Raw genomic sequence first — 16856 nt, forward strand, 5'->3', positions numbered from 1 at the left:
CCCACGTGTTACTCACCCGTCCGCCGCTAACTTAAAAAGCAAGCTTTTTAAGTCCGCTCGACTTGCATGTATTAGGCACGCCGCCAGCGTTCGTCCTGAGCCAGGATCAAACTCTCCGATAAAGAGTAAGATTAGCTCATTTGCTAAACTCTAGCTTTTTGTTGCTTTGTTTTCATCTTTATAACGCAAGTTATAAAAACGATTATTGTTGACGTTTTGTTTGTTCAGTTTTCAAAGAGCAATCTGTTTCATTTAATCGCTTGCTTCAGAAGCGACTTTATCAATTTACCATGAAAGCAATCTTAATGTCAACAACTTTTCAGAACTTTTTTATTTCATCTAAAATCCCTTGTTGAGGACGAGAAATAATATACCATGTATATTTTTAATTAGCAATACATTTTTTAAGTTTTTATTCGTAAGAAAACCAAATTTTATCCCAGGCTCTAGTTCCTTCCTATATCTTAAAATAAACACACCATTTGTTCAGTTATTTTTAATAATAAGAAATACTAATTAAAAAATGCCGATATAATGATTGCAAAAACAGGTTACATACTATGAAGATAAAGAAAATTATCCTCCGTCTCCATTACATATGATAATCGGAAACCTCATGTTTTCAACCTCTTAATAATGGTTATATACGCTACAAAATAGAGAGAAAGGAAAATCCACTAAAAAACTTAAGTATCAATTGTGTTTTATTGATAAAAAATACAAGCGGACTAAAAACATAAATAAAAGAGCTTTAAGCCACATAATTATATAACAACCAGATTACAGGAGGTATTATGCTTATCGACATCGACTTCTTAGTTAAATTAGGGATTTCAACAGGACTTGGCTTGATTATCGGTTTAGAAAGAGAAATAAAAAGGAAGCCTGTTGGCTTAAAGACAAGTCTTGTTATCAGTATTGTGAGCTGCCTGCTCACTATTGTTTCTATAGAGGCAGCATATAAGTTTCCCGGGAGCGAGTTTGTAAATATTACAATGGACCCCCTTCGCCTTCCTGCACAAATTGTTTCCGGCATCGGCTTTTTAGGAGCTGGGGTAATATTGAGAAGAGGGAATGACAGTATCTCCGGGCTGACGACAGCAGCACTAATTTGGGGTGCCGGTGGAATTGGAATTGCAGTTGGGGCCGGTTATTACATAGAAGCTATCGCAGGTGTAACCCTTTTATTAGTGAGCGTAAAGTTTGTTCCTTTCCTTATGAGCCTTATCGGTCCTAGACAGCTAAGAGAAAAAGAAATAAAAGTTAAGCTCAAAGCAACGGAAAAGGAAGATGTTGCAACTATTATTGCAGCCATAAGAGAATTGAAAGCAGGCATTAAAAACCTGCGCATAAAAGACTTAGAAACCGGTGAACATTCTATCAACTTAATTTTAATAGTTGATCAAAAAAGAGAGTTAACAGAATTCTATAAAGAAATTTCCGGTATTAATGGCGTCAGGGAAATTGAAATAGAAAGCTTAAATTGATTATATTGACCAAATGGGTGGAGAGGTATCTCCATCCATTTATTGTTTTTTAGTTTAGTTATTGCAATATTTCTGAAAATATGTATAATATAATTTATCATCAACCAAACGGGGGCTTAGCTCAGCTGGGAGAGCGCTTGCATGGCATGCAAGAGGTCGTCGGTTCGATCCCGATAGTCTCCACCAACATACATAAATTCAGAAGACATTTGTCATCAATGGCAAATGTCTTTTTTACGTTCTTTTCCCTCTCATTTTAAATCGATATATTTTTCTTCCAAACCTTTCCTTGTATAATATTTTTATATCGAAAAATTCTAAAAAATACAGTGTAAAAAAAAATTATATTTTGTCGGATTTTATGGATTATTTGTCGCACATTCTGTATAATCATGCTTATTGAATTTTTTCAATAAGTTAAAGGAGGTTTTTCATTTTGGGTAAAGCATTAATTATTGGTGCTGGCGGTGTAGCAAGTGTTGTTGCACATAAATGCTGTCAAGTACCTGATGTATTCGAAGAGATTTGTATTGCAAGCAGAACACTTTCAAAATGTGAAGCGCTTAAAAATAAATTAGACGGCGGCAAAACGAAGGTTTCTATTGCCCAAGTCGATGCAGATAAAACAGAAGAAGTAATTGAGTTGATCAACAGCTTCAAGCCAGATGTAGTTATTAACGTGGCATTGCCATACCAAGACTTAACAATCATGGATGCATGTCTTGCAACTGGTGTTCACTACCTTGATACAGCTAACTATGAGCCGCCAGAAACAGCTAAGTTTGAGTATAAATGGCAGTGGGATTATAAGCAAAAATTCGAAGAAGCTGGACTAACAGCACTATTAGGCAGCGGTTTTGATCCAGGTGTTACTGGTGTATTTACTGCTTATGCACAAAAACATCATTTCGATGAAATCCACTATATCGATATCGTGGATGCTAATGGTGGAGATCATGGTTATCCGTTCGCGACTAACTTCAACCCTGAAATTAATATTCGCGAAATCACTGCAAACGGCCGCTATTTCGAAAATGGCGAGTGGGTAGAAACTGCACCTCTTTCTGAAAAGAGAGAGTATGACTTGGCAGAAATCGGACCTAAAAACATCTATCTTCTATACCATGAAGAATTAGAGTCTTTAGCTGTAAACATTAAAGGTGTGAAAAGAATCAGATTCTGGATGACATTCTCTGACAATTACTTGAACCACCTAAAAGTTCTTGAAAATGTTGGTATGACATCTATCGAGCCTATTAATTATGAAGGCAAAGAGATCATTCCGTTGCAGTTCTTGAAAGAATTGCTTCCAGATCCTGCTTCACTTGGACCTAGAACTAAAGGTAAAACAAATATTGGCTGCATTATCCAAGGTATTAAAGACGGCAAGCCAAAAACATATTATGTATACAATGTATGTGACCACCAAGAATGTTACAGAGAGGTTGGCTCACAAGCAATTTCATATACAACAGGTGTTCCGGCGATGATCGGTGCTATGCTTATCATTAAAGGACAATGGAAAAAGCCAGGCGTATACAATGTGGAAGAATTCGATCCAGATCCATTCATGGATGCATTGAACAAACACGGATTGCCATGGCAGGAGAACTTCACTCCAACTCTTATAGATTGAGAGGAAAGCAATGAAAAACATTGAATTTGATAAAGTACCATCTCCTAGTTATGTAGTGGACGAGCGTCTGCTTAAGAAAAACTTGGAGACATTGAACTATGTTCAGGAAAGAACTGGTGCTAAGATTCTTCTTGCATTAAAAGGATTTTCTATGCATTCTGTATTTCCACTTGTTTCAAAGTACCTTACAGGAGTAACTTCAAGCTCTTTGTTTGAAGCTAGATTAGGTTTTGAAAAGATGGGAAAAGAAGTTCATTCATATGCACCAGCATATGTGGACAGCGAGTTCGATGAACTGATGTTATACACGGACCATATTGTCTTCAATTCTTTTGCACAATGGGACCGTTTTAAAGATAAAGTAAGAAATGCTGACAAAAAAATTGATGTCGGAATTCGTATTAATCCAGAGTACTCTGAGATTGAAACAGAACTTTATAATCCTTGTGCACCGTACTCTAGATTCGGTGTTACATTGGATAACTTCGATGCTGATCGGCTTGATGAAATCGATGGCCTTCACTTCCATACAATGTGTGAGCAAAACTCTGACACTTTAAAGAGAACCCTTAAAGTAGTTGATGAGAAGTTTGGCGAACATATTAAAAAGGTTAAGTGGCTGAACCTAGGCGGCGGCCATCATATTACAAGACCAGATTATGATATCGAAACATTGATTGAATGCATTCTGTATTTGAAAGAGAAATATGATGTTGAGGTCTATCTAGAGCCTGGTGAAGCAATTGCTCTAAATACAGGTTATCTGGTAAGTACAGTTCTTGATGTTATGAAAAACGGAATGGACTTGGCTATTCTTGATACATCAGCTACTTGCCATATGCCTGATGTTCTGGAAATGCCATACAGACCTAATATCATCGGTGCTGGTATGCCTGGTGAATATGAGTACACATACAGACTAGGTGGAATGACTTGCCTATCTGGAGATGTCATCGGTGACTACTCCTTTAAAGAGCCATTAAAGCCTGGCGATAAAATTGTTTTCTGTGATATGGCTCATTATACAATGGTAAAAAATCATATGTTTAATGGTGTAAATCTCCCTTCTATCGTATCTTACAATGACGAAGAAGGCATTAAAGTCGTAAGACAATTTAAGTTTGAGGATTACAGCAACCGCCTTTCATAAGAAATGAACCCCTTCTCTAAATTAGAGAAGGGGTTTTTTCATGCATATTCCTTCCTGAAAAGGGTAAGTGGAAAAGGATAATAGTTAAAACTAGTAGGAAATAGGGGTGACAGGAAATGAAGCGTATGGAAAACAAAGTAGCTGTCATAACAGGGGGGGCTTCTGGTATTGGTAAGGCCTCTGCCATTCGTTTAGCAAGAGAAGGAGCAAAAATCAGCATACTCGATATGAATCAAGAAAGAGGCATCACGGCCACAAACGAGATTGCAGAGCTAGGCGGCGAGGCAATCTTCTTTCAAGTCGATATAACTGATGAAGAGCAAGTGGCAAACGCAATGGAAGAAACCTTTAATAAATGGGGAGAAATTACTACCCTTCTTGCAAATGCTGGGATTGTCGGAACATTGTCTCCAATCGAGGATTTTTCCACAAAAGATTGGGCTAATACAATCAATAACAATGTCGTCGGAACATTCGAGACTGTTAAGCAGGCAATTCCTTATATGAAAAATAACGGAGGAACCATTACTGTTATTAGCTCTGTTAGTGGTAACCGCCGATTTGCTCAAAAAGGTTTTTCCGCTTACAGTACATCCAAGGCAGCAATTGCAGCATTTGCTAAAATGGCTGCAATTGAGTTGGCACCATATAAAATTCGGGTAAATGCCATTTGTCCAGGTACTATTGATACGAATATTTTTGAATCCATTAAAGAATCCAATCATCCAGATGAGATACAGTTTCCATTTGGCATTCCGGAAGAGGCAATCCCGCTAAAGTCAGATGCAGGCAAACCAGAAGAAGTAGCAAATCTATTCCTGTTCTTAGCATCTGATGAAGCCTCTCATCTGACAGGAACTGAAATTTATGTCGATGGTGCAGAAACATTAATAAAAGGATAGCAGGAGGAATAACATGCCTTACAACGATGTGAAAGATCTGCCAGAATCAGTACGCAATAACCTGCCTTTTCATGCTCAGGAAATTTTTAAAGAAGCGTTCAATGCTTCCTTAGATGAATATAAAAAAGAAGAAACAGCGTTTAAAGTTGCTTGGAGTGCTGTTAAGAACAAGTACCATAAAGATAAAGATGGAAATTGGACAGCCAAGGATTAAAAAAAGACATCAGCCTGTCTGCTGATGTCTTTTAAGCAATGCTTAACCGTTTGTAAGTTTCCCTTCTGTTGATACTTGCCATTCAAATCCATATTTATCCTCGACTTGTCCATACAAAGGGCTCCAAAATGTTTCTTGCAGGGGCATTTTTACTTTGCCGCCTTCTTGTAAGGCAGCAAATACTTTCTTTGTGTCCTCAATATTTTCCAAAATGATTGCGGTAGTAACATTCGTGCCTATTGTGTATGGCATTCCTGGAAATGTGTCAGAAAGCATTAAGTCCGTATCGCCTACCTTCAGCTGTGCATTTAACACACGGTCTTTAGCTTCTTCTGGAATTGGCATTTCAGGATTTGGAGGCATGTCACCAAAAAGCTGCATACTTATTACCTCAGCATTTAGTGCATTTTTATAAAATTCCACTGCTTCATTACCATTCCCATTAAAAACGAAATAAGGGTACATTGATTTAATCATGATCCCACTCCTTCTTCCCTGAATATTCACTAATATTCTCTTTCATTTAACAAATTCCTTCTGATTATACAAAAAACAAATTTGACCTCTAAAAGATTAGAGGTCAAAAGGAATGCTTATTGATAGCCGTTTTCACGATTTGCAGCTTCGTCTTTTACTTCTTCTCTGAATGCATTGATTGATTCTTCTCTTCTTTTGTTTTTAGCTTCTATGTTAGCTCTTTCTTCTGAGGAAGCAAATGCCATTGTCTCTTCAGACTTATCAATATTATCTAATGTATTTTCAATCATATCTTGTAGTTTCTCTACATTATCTGCTCTGTTATCTGGATTTGGACGATTATTTGTCATGTCATTTCCTCCTGTAATTTAAAATACTATAGTATTTTGTTTATTTCTTGGTTTTTTATACACAGGAGAAATATGTTATTCCAATACTTTAACATAGATAAAAAGAGGAAAAACATAAATGTCTTTCCTCTATTTATCAGCTTATAATAGGAAGGGTAATCATCACACATGTTCCCCAGCCTTCCTTGCTTTTCACGGACATTTGCCCGTTATTTTCCTGCAAGAGTCGATTACACACCGTTAAACCGATACCGTTGCCTTTTTCTTTACTTGTATAATACGGTTCCCATATTTGACTGAGAAGCTCTTTGTTGATGCCTTCTCCATTATCTATTATTCGGATGCGAACCATATCAGATTTACTATCAATGATCATCTTGACTTTCCCGCTTCCACCATGGATAGCTTCCAGACTATTTTTTAATACATTGATGATTACCTGCTTGAAATGCGATTTCTCCATAGATATAAACGCATTTTTTTCTTGTCTGTTTACTACAATAATTTCCTTATTCTGTTCAATAGCCAATGCCTGGAACAAAAGCTTAATATTTTGCAATTCGACACTCGGAAGAATGGTTAATAATTCAGCTCTTACAGCTGCTTTAGCTTCAGGCTTGCCAAGAATAAGTAATTCCTTTAATACCTGATTAATTCGGTCTATTTCTTCCAGAAGAATATCTTCAAAGCCAGTTTTATCACTTTTTTCTTTTAAAAGCTGGATAAAGCCTCTTATTGTCGTTAATGGGTTTCTGATTTCATGAGCAACACTTGCAGCCATTTCTCCAACAACCTTCAGCTTTTCAGAAGAGATGATCAACTGTTCGCTTCTCTTTTGCTCTGTTATATCCATTCCAAAATAAATAGTGCGTTTATTTTCGTTATTATAATAAAGTTCTTTCCTGTCCCACAGTATATAATGAACCTTCCCATTAACATCAATGTAATTTTGTGGCTTTACTGTTTCCATACTGATTTCTTGCAAAATAGTCGAAATTGATTCGCCTAGCAAATCAATTTCGGTCTTTTTCAATAACTTACATAATGAATCATTTATTTTAATGATTGTATTTCCATCTATTACTAGAAGATAATTCGGGTTTATATTCATAATTGTTTCAAGCTGTTCACTCTGCTTCCGCAATTCTCCGTTCATTGCATTTATCTTGAATGATTGCATTTGAAAAAAGCCAATAAATAATATAATTGCAGCAAAAATAGAATTGAAACTAGAGTAATATAACGGAATAAAAGCAAAACCGCTTAAGTTGCCGTTAATGAATATAAGAAGAGCAGCCGCTACCAACTTTATATAGAATCTTTTATCACCAATGTCACGAACCTTTGTCGTAATAAACAGCAACAGAAATGTATTAAGATAGCCGATAACTATGTTTAACATGAATAGCAGATTACCTACGCCATACACCGGCAGCAAGTGTGATGGTGCTAACAGCTTAGCATCTTTCCATGTGTATGACACAATCCCAAAGTCAGTAAAGTTAACAATATAGACAACTAACGTATAGAGAATAAAAAAAGTCAGAATTCCTTTATTTAAAAGCCATCTGTATTTTTTCAACTCCCTATTTTTCCACACTAAGTAATAGGAGAAATAGTACATTATTGGCATAATAAAAATAGAGCCGCCCCTAAAAAAGCGAAACAGACTATCTATCCATTTGAGGGGAAGTACATTTTCTGCATACAGTGTTGCAACATCCATTTGCCAAAAAGATAACATCCCCAAAAATAGGGATAGGGTTACAGCAAGTCTCGTTTTTGAAAAAAACAGGACAGTCAGGGAAATGATGAGTGGTATCATCGCTACCATCATCAATAAAATAAATTCCATCTTAAATCCCTCCTGTCCGATACCGCCTGATGTATATTCATATGATTACACTTAAATAGCAATACTGCTGTAATCAAGGATGTAGTATTTGTTATCATGATGAGTGGTGTTTCCCCAATATAAGTTTTCTTCTTATTTTACTATGAAATGTCTCTTTTGAGTAAAAAGTCTCGTTTTTTTTCTGAAAGAAAAAAAGCAATATGGCTTTAAGATTACCTTTAGCCATGTTGCTTTTTAATCAGTTCCAGCTGTTAGTTAATGAAACTTTACCTATTGCCTTTCCTGCTTCCAAATATTCATGTGCCTTGTCTGCTTCTGTAAAGGAGAATTCCTCTTCATCCACAAGCGGATTAAGCTCCCCGTTCGCCACAATCTCGGCAATTTTTTGAAGGATAGCTCCATGCTCCTTCCTTGATGATTCATCTATTATTTTCAACAGCATAAACGTAACATGCAAGGATAGACCTTTGGCGTGCATCGGTGAAAGGTCATGTGTTGATCTTGCAGCAATGGCAAGAACTGTACCATGTATGGCTGCTGCTTGGAATGATTTATCTAAATTCGTTCCGCCAACCGTGTCAAAAACAGTTTGAAATCCGTTGCCTTGTGTATATTTTTCAACATACTCACTAATAGATTCTTCCTTGTAGTTAATTACTGTATCTGCTCCTAATGATTTTGCTATTTTTGCTTTTTCATTTGAGGAAACAGTTGTATAAACCTCTGCTCCCTTCCATTTTGCAAGCTGAATGGCAACATGACCAACACCGCCTGTTCCACCATGAATCAACACTTTTTGTCCCGCAGAAATATTCCCTTTTTCAAAAAGGGCATCCCAAGCGGTAATGCTTACTAATGGCAAAACAGCAGCTTGCTTCATGGTGATGTTTTTTGGTTTATGTGCTAATAACCGGGCGTCTGCGAGCATATATTCAGCTAACGCACCACCTGTTCCTTTAAAGCCGCCAGCACAGCCAAATACTTCATCTCCTGCTTTAAAGTTGTCAACACCCTCTCCTACTTCCTCTATAACACCTGCTACATCGCCATGAAGAACTGCTGGTAGCTCTGGGGAAGCGGCAGGAACTGCTCCTGCTCTAATTTTTACATCAATAGGATTTACACTTGATGCCATTACTTTAATAAGTACATAACCTTTTTTAATAGTGGGTCTATCCATTTCTGATTCACGGAATACAGACGCATCACCATATGAATGAACTAGCATTGCTTTCAACATCATCTCTCCTCTCCATTATCTATTATTTTACAGAAAACAGGCATAATCTGCATTGGTTTTAATTTCACCAAAAAAGGTTATTAGAAAAATAACTTGCTAGCTGCATTATTACAGAACAACCATACAGGAGGAGTTATTATGAGTGACATGTCAAATAAGGTAGCAATAATTACAGGTGCGGCATCAGGGATTGGCCATGCAGCCGCTATCTCTCTAGTTAAAAGTGGAGTTAAAGTAGCATTGCTCGATTTAATTCCTGAAAACTTAGAATCTGTTGATAAGGAAATAAAAGAACTTGGCGGAGAAGCAATCATTTTAGAAGCAAATATTTCTGATGCCTGTTCCATGAGTACAGCATTTGATTATGTCATTAAAAAATGGGGTAAGCTTGATATTGTTTTTGCTAATGCAGGAATTAACGGGAAGGTCTCCCCAATTGAACATCTCTCTCCAGAGGATTGGGACATGACTATGGAAACCAATCTTAAAGGAACCTTCCTTACATTAAAATATGCTGTTCCTCATATGAAACAAAATGGCGGAAGTATTATTATTACTAGCAGCATTAACGGCAACCGAACTTATTCAAGCTTTGGTATGTCAGCATATAGTACTTCTAAAGCTGGTCAGGTTGCCTTTGGCAAAATGGCAGCATTGGAGCTGGCTAAATATAAAATAAGAGTAAATATCATTTGCCCTGGTGCAATTGATACAAATATTGAAGAAAACACGTTCCGAGAGGAAGAAAAATTAAAGGAAATTGCCATACCGGTAGAATATCCTGAAGGAAGTCAGCCGCTTGCACAAAAGTCAGGTGAGCCAAAACAGGTAGCTGATTTAGTTCAGTTCCTGAGCTCAGATGCCTCCAGCCATATCACTGGAACAGAAATTTATATTGATGGCGCTGAATCACTGCTTTAATAAACAAAGGCTAAAGGGGTTACTCCTTTAGCCTTTGTTATTTTCTAGCAAGCAAGTGAGTAAGTATTTAAAACGAATTGTGCTACAATACACCTTATAAACTTACGGGAGGTAATAGATAATGAATCAGGTAATAGAGACTTTAAAACAGCATCGTTCTTATCGAAAATACGAAAACAAACCAGTTCCTAAAGAAATGGTTGAGGCTATTTTGGATTCAGCGCAAGCTGCCCCTTCATGGGCGAATGGACAGCAGGTTACTGTTATACTAGTAGAGGATACAGCAAGGAAGGAAAGATTAGCAGAGCTTTGCGGAAATCAGCAGCATATTAAGGAAGCACCAATATTTTTAGTATTCTGCATGGATTTCTACCGGACAGAGCTTGCAGCCAACCTGGAAAACACTGCTTTTGGTGCTGCTGATCAATCAGACTTGCTTCTTGTTGGAGCAACAGATGCTGGAATTGCCTTGGCAAATGCGATAACAGCTGCTGAATCCTTAGGGTTAGGGACTGTTCCTATTGGCGGAATAAGAAGAAATGCACCAGAAGTTGTCGAGTATTTACAGCTTCCTAAATATGTATTGCCTATCTCTGGTTTAAGTATTGGCTTCCCAGCTGAAGATCCTGGTGTTAAACCACGACTTCCTAAAGAAAGCTATGTTCATAAGGAAACTTATAACAGTGATCAAATCGGTTCATTAAAAGAATATAACGATATTTTTAAGCAATACTTGCAAGAACGGGGCAGTGAACAAGCTAACTGGACAAACAGGGTGGCAAACTTTTATAAGCAGCCCTATTACCCAAGTCTAGGACCATTACTGAAAAAACAAGGCTTTACTGCGAAAGATCTGAGCGAATAAAAAAAAACATCCTCCCTTAAATTTCGGAGGATGTTTTTTTGGCTACTGGCCAAGCTTTGGGAAGGTAATTTCAAATTTTGTCCCTTTTTCCAGCTCACTGTCAACCTTAATAGTGCCTGAATGCTTTTCTATAATCCACTTAGCAATAGACAAGCCTAATCCAGTGCCTTCCATATCTGTCCTTGATTGCTCCACTTGATAAAACCGGTTGAAGACTTTTGGTATATCTTGTTTTGGGATGCCAATTCCGTTATCTTTCACCTCTAATTCTACAGTGTGAGTTTTAGCTGTGGCATTTATAGCAATCGTGCCTCCCTCACCTGTGAATTTCATGCTGTTATCCACTAGGATGACAAGCAGTTGGTGAATACGTTCCTTGTCACCGATCAGCTTGATAGGTGACCTTGTATCAGTATAAATTCTTTTGCCTTGAAACTCTGCGATATCGGCATACTGGTCAATCACTTCCTGGATGAGGAGATTCAAGGCAAATTCTTGCTTCGATATTTCCATTTGATTTGAGTCGCTTCTGGCAAGTGTCAGCAAATTTGTGACGAGCTTGTTCAATCGTCGTGTTTCCTTTGAAATGACTGAAATATCTATAGCCTTTTCTTGAATGGTGGCATCAGGCTCTTGGAAGAGCAGGTCTGTTCTTGTTTGGATGACTGCTAAAGGTGTTCTCAGCTCATGGGAGGCATCTGATACGAATTGCTGCTGAGATTCCCATGATTTTTGAATCGGTACAAGAGCTCTTCCAGCAAGGAAATAACCAGCCATTATGGCGAAGATGCTTCCTGCCAGCACACCTACTGTCATAATAATAATCAATCGGTTCAGCATTGATTTTTCTGGATCAATGCTGCGGATAAATTGAATTATTTCCTTTGATCCATCCTCCATTGTTACTTTAACAGCAATCGTGTTATAACTGTAGCCGCTGACTGTCTGCTTCTCTACAATCTTATCGTATTGCTCTGGATAGAAATTCTCGAATTCACTCGCATAATTCATAATGTCTTGGGAAATAACATCAATTTCCTTATCGTCTGTCCACTTAATAACAGAGATTTGCCGGGGCGGCTCTTGCATTGGTCCCCTTCCATCTCTTTGTTCAAAATGGCTGATCGTTTCCGCCGTTTCTTCCAAGGACTGATTAATATCCTTATATATTTGCTTTTCGGTATAATGATAAATCATCACACCGAGGACTACCATTAATAAGATAAATACAAGCGAGTTAAGGAAGGTTAGTTTAATTCTTGTTTTCTGGAACATTATTTATCCCCTTATACTCTTTTTAAAATATAGCCAACACCTCGGACTGTTTGAATATCTTTATGATAGGCGAATTCTTCTAATTTTTTACGCAGTTGGTGGATGAACACTTCCACAATTGCAATCGTCGTATCAGAATCGAATCCCCATATCCGATCAAATATTTGTTCCTTCGTGAGGATTTTCCCAGTATTTTGAATTAAATACTCAAGCAGCTCATATTGTTTGACTGTTAACTTGATTGGCATTCCTTTAACAAGCACATCATTTTCCTTGCCTGTCAGCACGATTTCTTCATACTTAAGCCCTTCATCAATATCTAATGCCCCGCTCCTTCTCAAGAGAGCCTTGATTCTTGCTTCAAGCTCAGGAGCCTGGAAAGGCTTTACTAAATAATCGTCGCCGCCAAATTCCAGCCCTTTTACCCGATCCTCAAGTGAATCCTTTGCTGTTAAGAATAAAACAGGTGTATTGACTTTTTCTTTACGCAAGGTTTGAACAATGTCAAAACCGTTAATATAAGGAAGCATGACATCGAGCACAATCAAATCATAGATATTTTGCTGTGCATAAAACAAGCCGTCTTCTCCATTATCTGCTGTATCAACAGAATACTCCTTCTCCAATATCCCCTTTATGGATTCTAATAAAGGTTTATTATCCTCCACAACTAGTATCTTCATTGTTTCAATCTCCTTTGGCTTTTAAATCTGACAATTGCTTGATTCATTAGCATTATTAAAACATAAGCCTCTATATAAATAAATACTCTCACGAATGTTTTTGTGCCAGCTTGAAAGAGAAGCGATTCGCATCTGCGGACCGCTTCTTTTCTACCATACTATTTTTGTTGATACTCGTACAAGGTTTGCCCCATGCCTCTCATATTAGATAAATCAGTAGCAGAGCTGTCAGTAGTGCTAGTATCAGATGAATACTCGCTGCTAGGTACCTCGACACAGTTTTCTTGAATCCACTCTGTCACTTCACTATTGCCGCCCATTCCTTGACCAGATACTAAGAAATACTTGATTTCTCCTGCTTCAGCCATCTCCTCCAGCTCATCTACTGTCGGTGCCGGATCTGATCCGCCAAAGCCGCCCATTGCCATTACTGCATAGTCTGTGTTCAGCATAATAGAATATGCCGATTGGGCTCTTTGTACTGCCAAGAAGAATTTTTCGCCATTGTAATTGTCTTCAAGATACGACATTAAGCCAGAATCGATACTGTCCATATCGCCCCCGCCGCCTGGTCCGCCTGTAAAACCACTGCTGGCATTATTCTCAGAAGCTCCCGGGAAACCAGTTGGAGCCTCATTAGAATCACTTGGCATTTCATTTGGAATGGAACCTTGCTCCATATTACCACCATCGAAGGCACGCATGCCTCCACCTCCGCCGCCTGGTCCGCCCATTCCACTTGTCGGACCTGCAGTTGGTGTAGATTCATTGCCAGTCTTTGTAATCGTTATAGCAGTCCAATAAATCGGCAGTACTAATAATGCCAATATGCTGATAACTGCTATTGTCTCCTTTATGGATGCACTTGATTTGCCTGCTATTAACAGCATAAACAGTACAACCCCTAAAATAATAGCAACCCACATCCATACAATGGATACAGAAGAGCTGTTCTGATAGACAATCAGCGCTTCAAAGAAGAAAGTAATTAATATTCCAACAGGCAGCAGCCAGCTCTCCCAGCCATTCTCTTCTTTATAAAAGTTCCATAATGTCGTAAAACCGATACCGACAAGTGCGGCAATTGCAGGCCCCATCATACTTAAATAATAATGATGGTAAAATAGCGCGATGCTGAAGAAAACAAACATAGGTGCTAGCCAGAAAAACCAAAATGCTGCAAAATGGTGCTGTATTGTATACTTTCTCGTCTTTAAGAAAGACAAGACTAAACCAATAATGGCAAAGACCACGAATGGCAGCAGCCAGCTAATTTGTCCAGACAGCTCGCTTTGGAATAATCGCAGCGGGCCTGCTTCACCAGTGTTAAACATGCCAGATTGGCTGGAGCTGCCTCCATCTCCTTGCTGTCCACCATTAGGCATAGTAGTAGGAGCTTCCTCACTAGTATTGCTGGAATCTGAAGCACTAGTACTAGTTTCATCAGTCGAAGTCTGAGTCTGCGGTGCTTGAGCATTCCCTCCGCCTCCCATGCCAGAATCTTGACCAGTTAATCTTGATAAGCCATTATAGCCAAAAGCAAGCTCTAGTACAGAGTTCGTTTCACTTCCGCCCATATACGGCCTTTCACTTTTTGGGGTCAAATCAACTGCAAGTGCCCATGACAAGGAGATAACAACTAGCAAAACAGTGGATGCTGCTAAGTGCATCAGCTTTTTCCAGATTTTCAATTCTCTCGTTGCAAAGAAATAATAGAAAGCAAATGCCGGCAACACCATATATGCCTGCAGCATTTTCACATTAAAGCCGACGCCCACAAGAGCAAAGCTTAATAATAGCCAGCCAAGCTTCTGCTTTTCGACTGCTTTCATCAATGCCCATGCTGCTATCATCAGTGTAACAATCAAGATACTGTCTACATTATTAGTTCTGACAACTGCTACAAAAATTGGCGAGCAAGCTAAAACCAAACTGGCAATCAGTGCTGCCGGTCTGCCGAATTTCGGCTTAATCATGATATATAACAACCAGACAGAAACGACACCAGCAAGTGCCTCTGGCAAAAGAAGCACAAAATCATTGAAGCCGAAGATCTTAGCAAAAATCGCTTGAATCCATAAAGCTACTGGAGGTTTATCAACGGTTATAAATCCAGCAGGATCAAAGGAAACAAAGAAAAAGTTATGGAAGCTAGTCAACATGCTTTTCACAGCTACAGAATAATACGAATTCGTGCCAGCATTCTGCAAATTATAGAAATTTAAACCGGCCGAAAACAGCAATATAGCTATTAAAAGGATGTCGACTCTTCCTTTAGTACAATTTTTCATATCTTACTCCATTCTTATAATAATTTTTTTATAAATTAATTTGTGTTTGCCTTCGTAAAAACGAGCATCTTCGTTCCAATAAAGTTGAAGATTGTTCCTATCGCTGTTACTAAAAATTTGCTCAACAGCAAATTTAAGCCCTGCTTTGTATATAAAAAATCGAGCAATATCAATGTTAACGATAATGTGGCAGCATTGACCGCAAGGAAACGAATAAACTCCTTCATGCTTGCCTTATCTTTTTGTTTAAATGTCCATGTTCTGTTTACAAAGTAACTGTTTAATAGTCCACATGAATAGGAAAGTATTTGCGATAGAAGATAATTTGCTCCAACGCTAGTCAAAAGCGCATAAACAACAAAGTCAATGATTGTATTTAACGAACCAACAATTCCAAACTTAAAAAAAACAAGCCACTTCCTAGTCATTTCATCACATATGATTTCGCCGCTGATTCATGCTGGTAAATGTCTTTCACAATATAAAGCGGTCTGTCTTTTGCTTCGTCATAAATACGGCCGATATATTCACCGATTACACCAAGCATCATAAGCGTAATTCCACTAAAGAATAGCTGAATGACAATAATAGAAGACCAGCCAGTAACAGTAGTTGTTGTAAACAGTTTTTGATAAAGCACAATCAGCATGTAAACAAATCCAATCACCGACAAGGAAGCACCTAAATAATTGGCCAGCTTTAATGGTTTATAAGAGAAAGACGTTATTCCGTCCAAAGATAATTTAAGCATTCTTTTTAAAGGATATTTTGTTTCACCAGCAAATCTCTCATCTCTTTCATATTCAACAGCACTCTGTTTAAAGCCAACCCAACTGACAAGCCCTCTGACAAAGCGGTTTTTTTCATGAATATTCTTCATTTGATTACACACCTTGCGGTCAATTAATCGGAAATCTCCTGTATCAATCGGTATTTCAATTTCTGTCATTGCCCTTAATGTCCTGTAAAAGGCCGAGGCTGTCTGTTTCTTAAAAAAGGTCTCTCCTTTTCTGGCAGTACGCTTCGCATAGACGACATCATAGCCTTCTTTCCATTTTTGAATCATTTCTAGAATAAGCTCAGGAGGATCCTGAAGATCTGCATCAATTATGACAATAGCATCTCCTAACGCATAATCCATTCCAGCAGTTATGGCGATTTGGTGGCCGAAGTTTCTGGAGAAATCAACGATTTTAATCCTGTTGTCCTGCTCACTTAAATTCAATAATATTTCGACAGACCGGTCTCTGCTTCCGTCATTGATAAACAATAGCTCATAATTTCCATCTGCATTCTTCATCACTGTCTTAATCCGCTCATACGTATGTTCAATGACTTCCTCCTCATTAAACACGGGAATTACAATCGAATATTTTACTTTCTCGTTCGTCATGAAAATCACTCATCCTTTCTAGTAGCTCGTGACGTTTCGTTCGTCACTTCCGAATGGAATAGCCTGATTTTAGCGAACAATTCTTAATTAATCCTTAACTTATTAACAATATTTAGA

16 protein-coding genes, 1 tRNA gene and 1 rRNA gene are annotated in these 16856 nt (G+C 38.1%); 8 read left to right on the forward strand and 10 right to left on the reverse strand.

Annotation, left to right across the window (positions count from 1 at the left end):
* Nucleotides 1–122: ribosomal RNA gene (locus M3600_RS02525) — 16S ribosomal RNA — on the reverse strand; the annotation flags it as partial.
* Between the two features lie 672 nt (nt 123–794).
* Here M3600_RS02525 and M3600_RS02530 point away from each other — a divergent pair.
* The 6 genes from M3600_RS02530 to M3600_RS02555 all read left to right on the forward strand — a co-directional run bounded on the left by M3600_RS02530 (nt 795) and on the right by M3600_RS02555 (nt 5389).
* Nucleotides 795–1487, forward strand: a complete 693-nt coding sequence (locus M3600_RS02530; protein ID WP_233316424.1) for an MgtC/SapB family protein — start codon at nt 795–797, stop codon at nt 1485–1487.
* Between the two features lie 110 nt (nt 1488–1597).
* Nucleotides 1598–1673 (forward strand) — tRNA-Ala (locus M3600_RS02535).
* Nucleotides 1674–1923: 250 nt separating this feature from the next.
* Nucleotides 1924–3123: a saccharopine dehydrogenase family protein gene (locus M3600_RS02540; protein WP_233316425.1), complete on the forward strand. Its 1200-nt coding sequence runs from the start codon at nt 1924–1926 to the stop codon at nt 3121–3123.
* 10 nt (nt 3124–3133) lie between these two features.
* Nucleotides 3134–4273, forward strand: coding sequence for a carboxynorspermidine decarboxylase (gene nspC, locus M3600_RS02545; protein WP_233316426.1), 1140 nt, complete (start codon nt 3134–3136; stop codon nt 4271–4273).
* A gap of 116 nt (nt 4274–4389) precedes the next feature.
* Complete coding sequence (locus M3600_RS02550; protein ID WP_233316427.1) at nt 4390–5175, forward strand: SDR family NAD(P)-dependent oxidoreductase; 786 nt, start codon at nt 4390–4392, stop codon at nt 5173–5175.
* Nucleotides 5176–5188: 13 nt separating this feature from the next.
* On the forward strand, nt 5189–5389 hold the full coding sequence (locus tag M3600_RS02555; protein WP_251644694.1) for a ChaB family protein: 201 nt from the start codon (nt 5189–5191) through the stop codon (nt 5387–5389).
* Nucleotides 5390–5431: 42 nt separating this feature from the next.
* Here M3600_RS02555 and M3600_RS02560 read toward each other — a convergent pair whose 3' ends face one another.
* The 4 genes from M3600_RS02560 to M3600_RS02575 all read right to left on the reverse strand — a co-directional run bounded on the left by M3600_RS02560 (nt 5432) and on the right by M3600_RS02575 (nt 9308).
* The gene (locus M3600_RS02560) at nt 5432–5866 is read right to left on the reverse strand and encodes a VOC family protein (protein WP_251644695.1); all 435 of its coding nucleotides are present in this window, start codon (nt 5864–5866) and stop codon (nt 5432–5434) included.
* A gap of 116 nt (nt 5867–5982) precedes the next feature.
* Nucleotides 5983–6216, reverse strand: a complete 234-nt coding sequence (gene tlp, locus M3600_RS02565; protein WP_233316430.1) for a small acid-soluble spore protein Tlp — start codon at nt 6214–6216, stop codon at nt 5983–5985.
* Nucleotides 6217–6352: 136 nt separating this feature from the next.
* Nucleotides 6353–8071 carry an ATP-binding protein gene (locus M3600_RS02570; protein WP_237941830.1) on the reverse strand — a complete coding sequence of 573 codons (1719 nt, stop codon included), beginning with the start codon at nt 8069–8071 and terminating at the stop codon, nt 6353–6355.
* 238 nt (nt 8072–8309) lie between these two features.
* A complete protein-coding gene (locus M3600_RS02575) occupies nt 8310–9308 on the reverse strand; it encodes a zinc-dependent alcohol dehydrogenase family protein (protein ID WP_251644834.1) in 999 nt (332 codons plus the stop codon).
* A 141-nt stretch (nt 9309–9449) separates the two neighbouring features.
* Between M3600_RS02575 and M3600_RS02580 the strand changes: the two genes are divergently transcribed.
* Together M3600_RS02580 and M3600_RS02585 are read left to right on the forward strand one after the other, a co-directional pair.
* Nucleotides 9450–10232 (forward strand): SDR family oxidoreductase, encoded by a 783-nt coding sequence (locus M3600_RS02580; protein ID WP_233316432.1) that lies wholly within the window; start codon nt 9450–9452, stop codon nt 10230–10232.
* A 121-nt stretch (nt 10233–10353) separates the two neighbouring features.
* Nucleotides 10354–11097, forward strand: a complete 744-nt coding sequence (locus tag M3600_RS02585) for an NADPH-dependent oxidoreductase (RefSeq protein WP_233316433.1) — start codon at nt 10354–10356, stop codon at nt 11095–11097.
* Nucleotides 11098–11139: 42 nt separating this feature from the next.
* On the opposite strand, the gene M3600_RS02590 is transcribed toward M3600_RS02585, so the two are convergent.
* The 5 genes from M3600_RS02590 to M3600_RS02610 form a co-directional block, all read right to left on the reverse strand.
* A complete protein-coding gene (locus M3600_RS02590) occupies nt 11140–12372 on the reverse strand; it encodes a sensor histidine kinase (RefSeq protein ID WP_233316434.1) in 1233 nt (410 codons plus the stop codon).
* 11 nt (nt 12373–12383) lie between these two features.
* The gene (locus tag M3600_RS02595) at nt 12384–13055 is read right to left on the reverse strand and encodes a response regulator transcription factor (RefSeq protein ID WP_233316435.1); all 672 of its coding nucleotides are present in this window, start codon (nt 13053–13055) and stop codon (nt 12384–12386) included.
* A gap of 158 nt (nt 13056–13213) precedes the next feature.
* Nucleotides 13214–15346, reverse strand: coding sequence for a glycosyltransferase family 39 protein (locus M3600_RS02600; RefSeq protein WP_237941831.1), 2133 nt, complete (start codon nt 15344–15346; stop codon nt 13214–13216).
* 35 nt (nt 15347–15381) lie between these two features.
* Nucleotides 15382–15774 carry a GtrA family protein gene (locus M3600_RS02605; protein WP_233316437.1) on the reverse strand — a complete coding sequence of 131 codons (393 nt, stop codon included), beginning with the start codon at nt 15772–15774 and terminating at the stop codon, nt 15382–15384.
* Nucleotides 15771–16739: a glycosyltransferase family 2 protein gene (locus M3600_RS02610; protein ID WP_237941832.1), complete on the reverse strand. Its 969-nt coding sequence runs from the start codon at nt 16737–16739 to the stop codon at nt 15771–15773. Before M3600_RS02610 ends, M3600_RS02605 begins: the two co-directional genes overlap by 4 nt.
* Nucleotides 16740–16856 lie beyond the last annotated feature (117 nt).

The sequence above is a fragment of the Niallia sp. MER 6 genome (assembly GCF_023714395.1).
Lineage (GTDB): Bacteria > Bacillota > Bacilli > Bacillales > Cytobacillaceae > Niallia.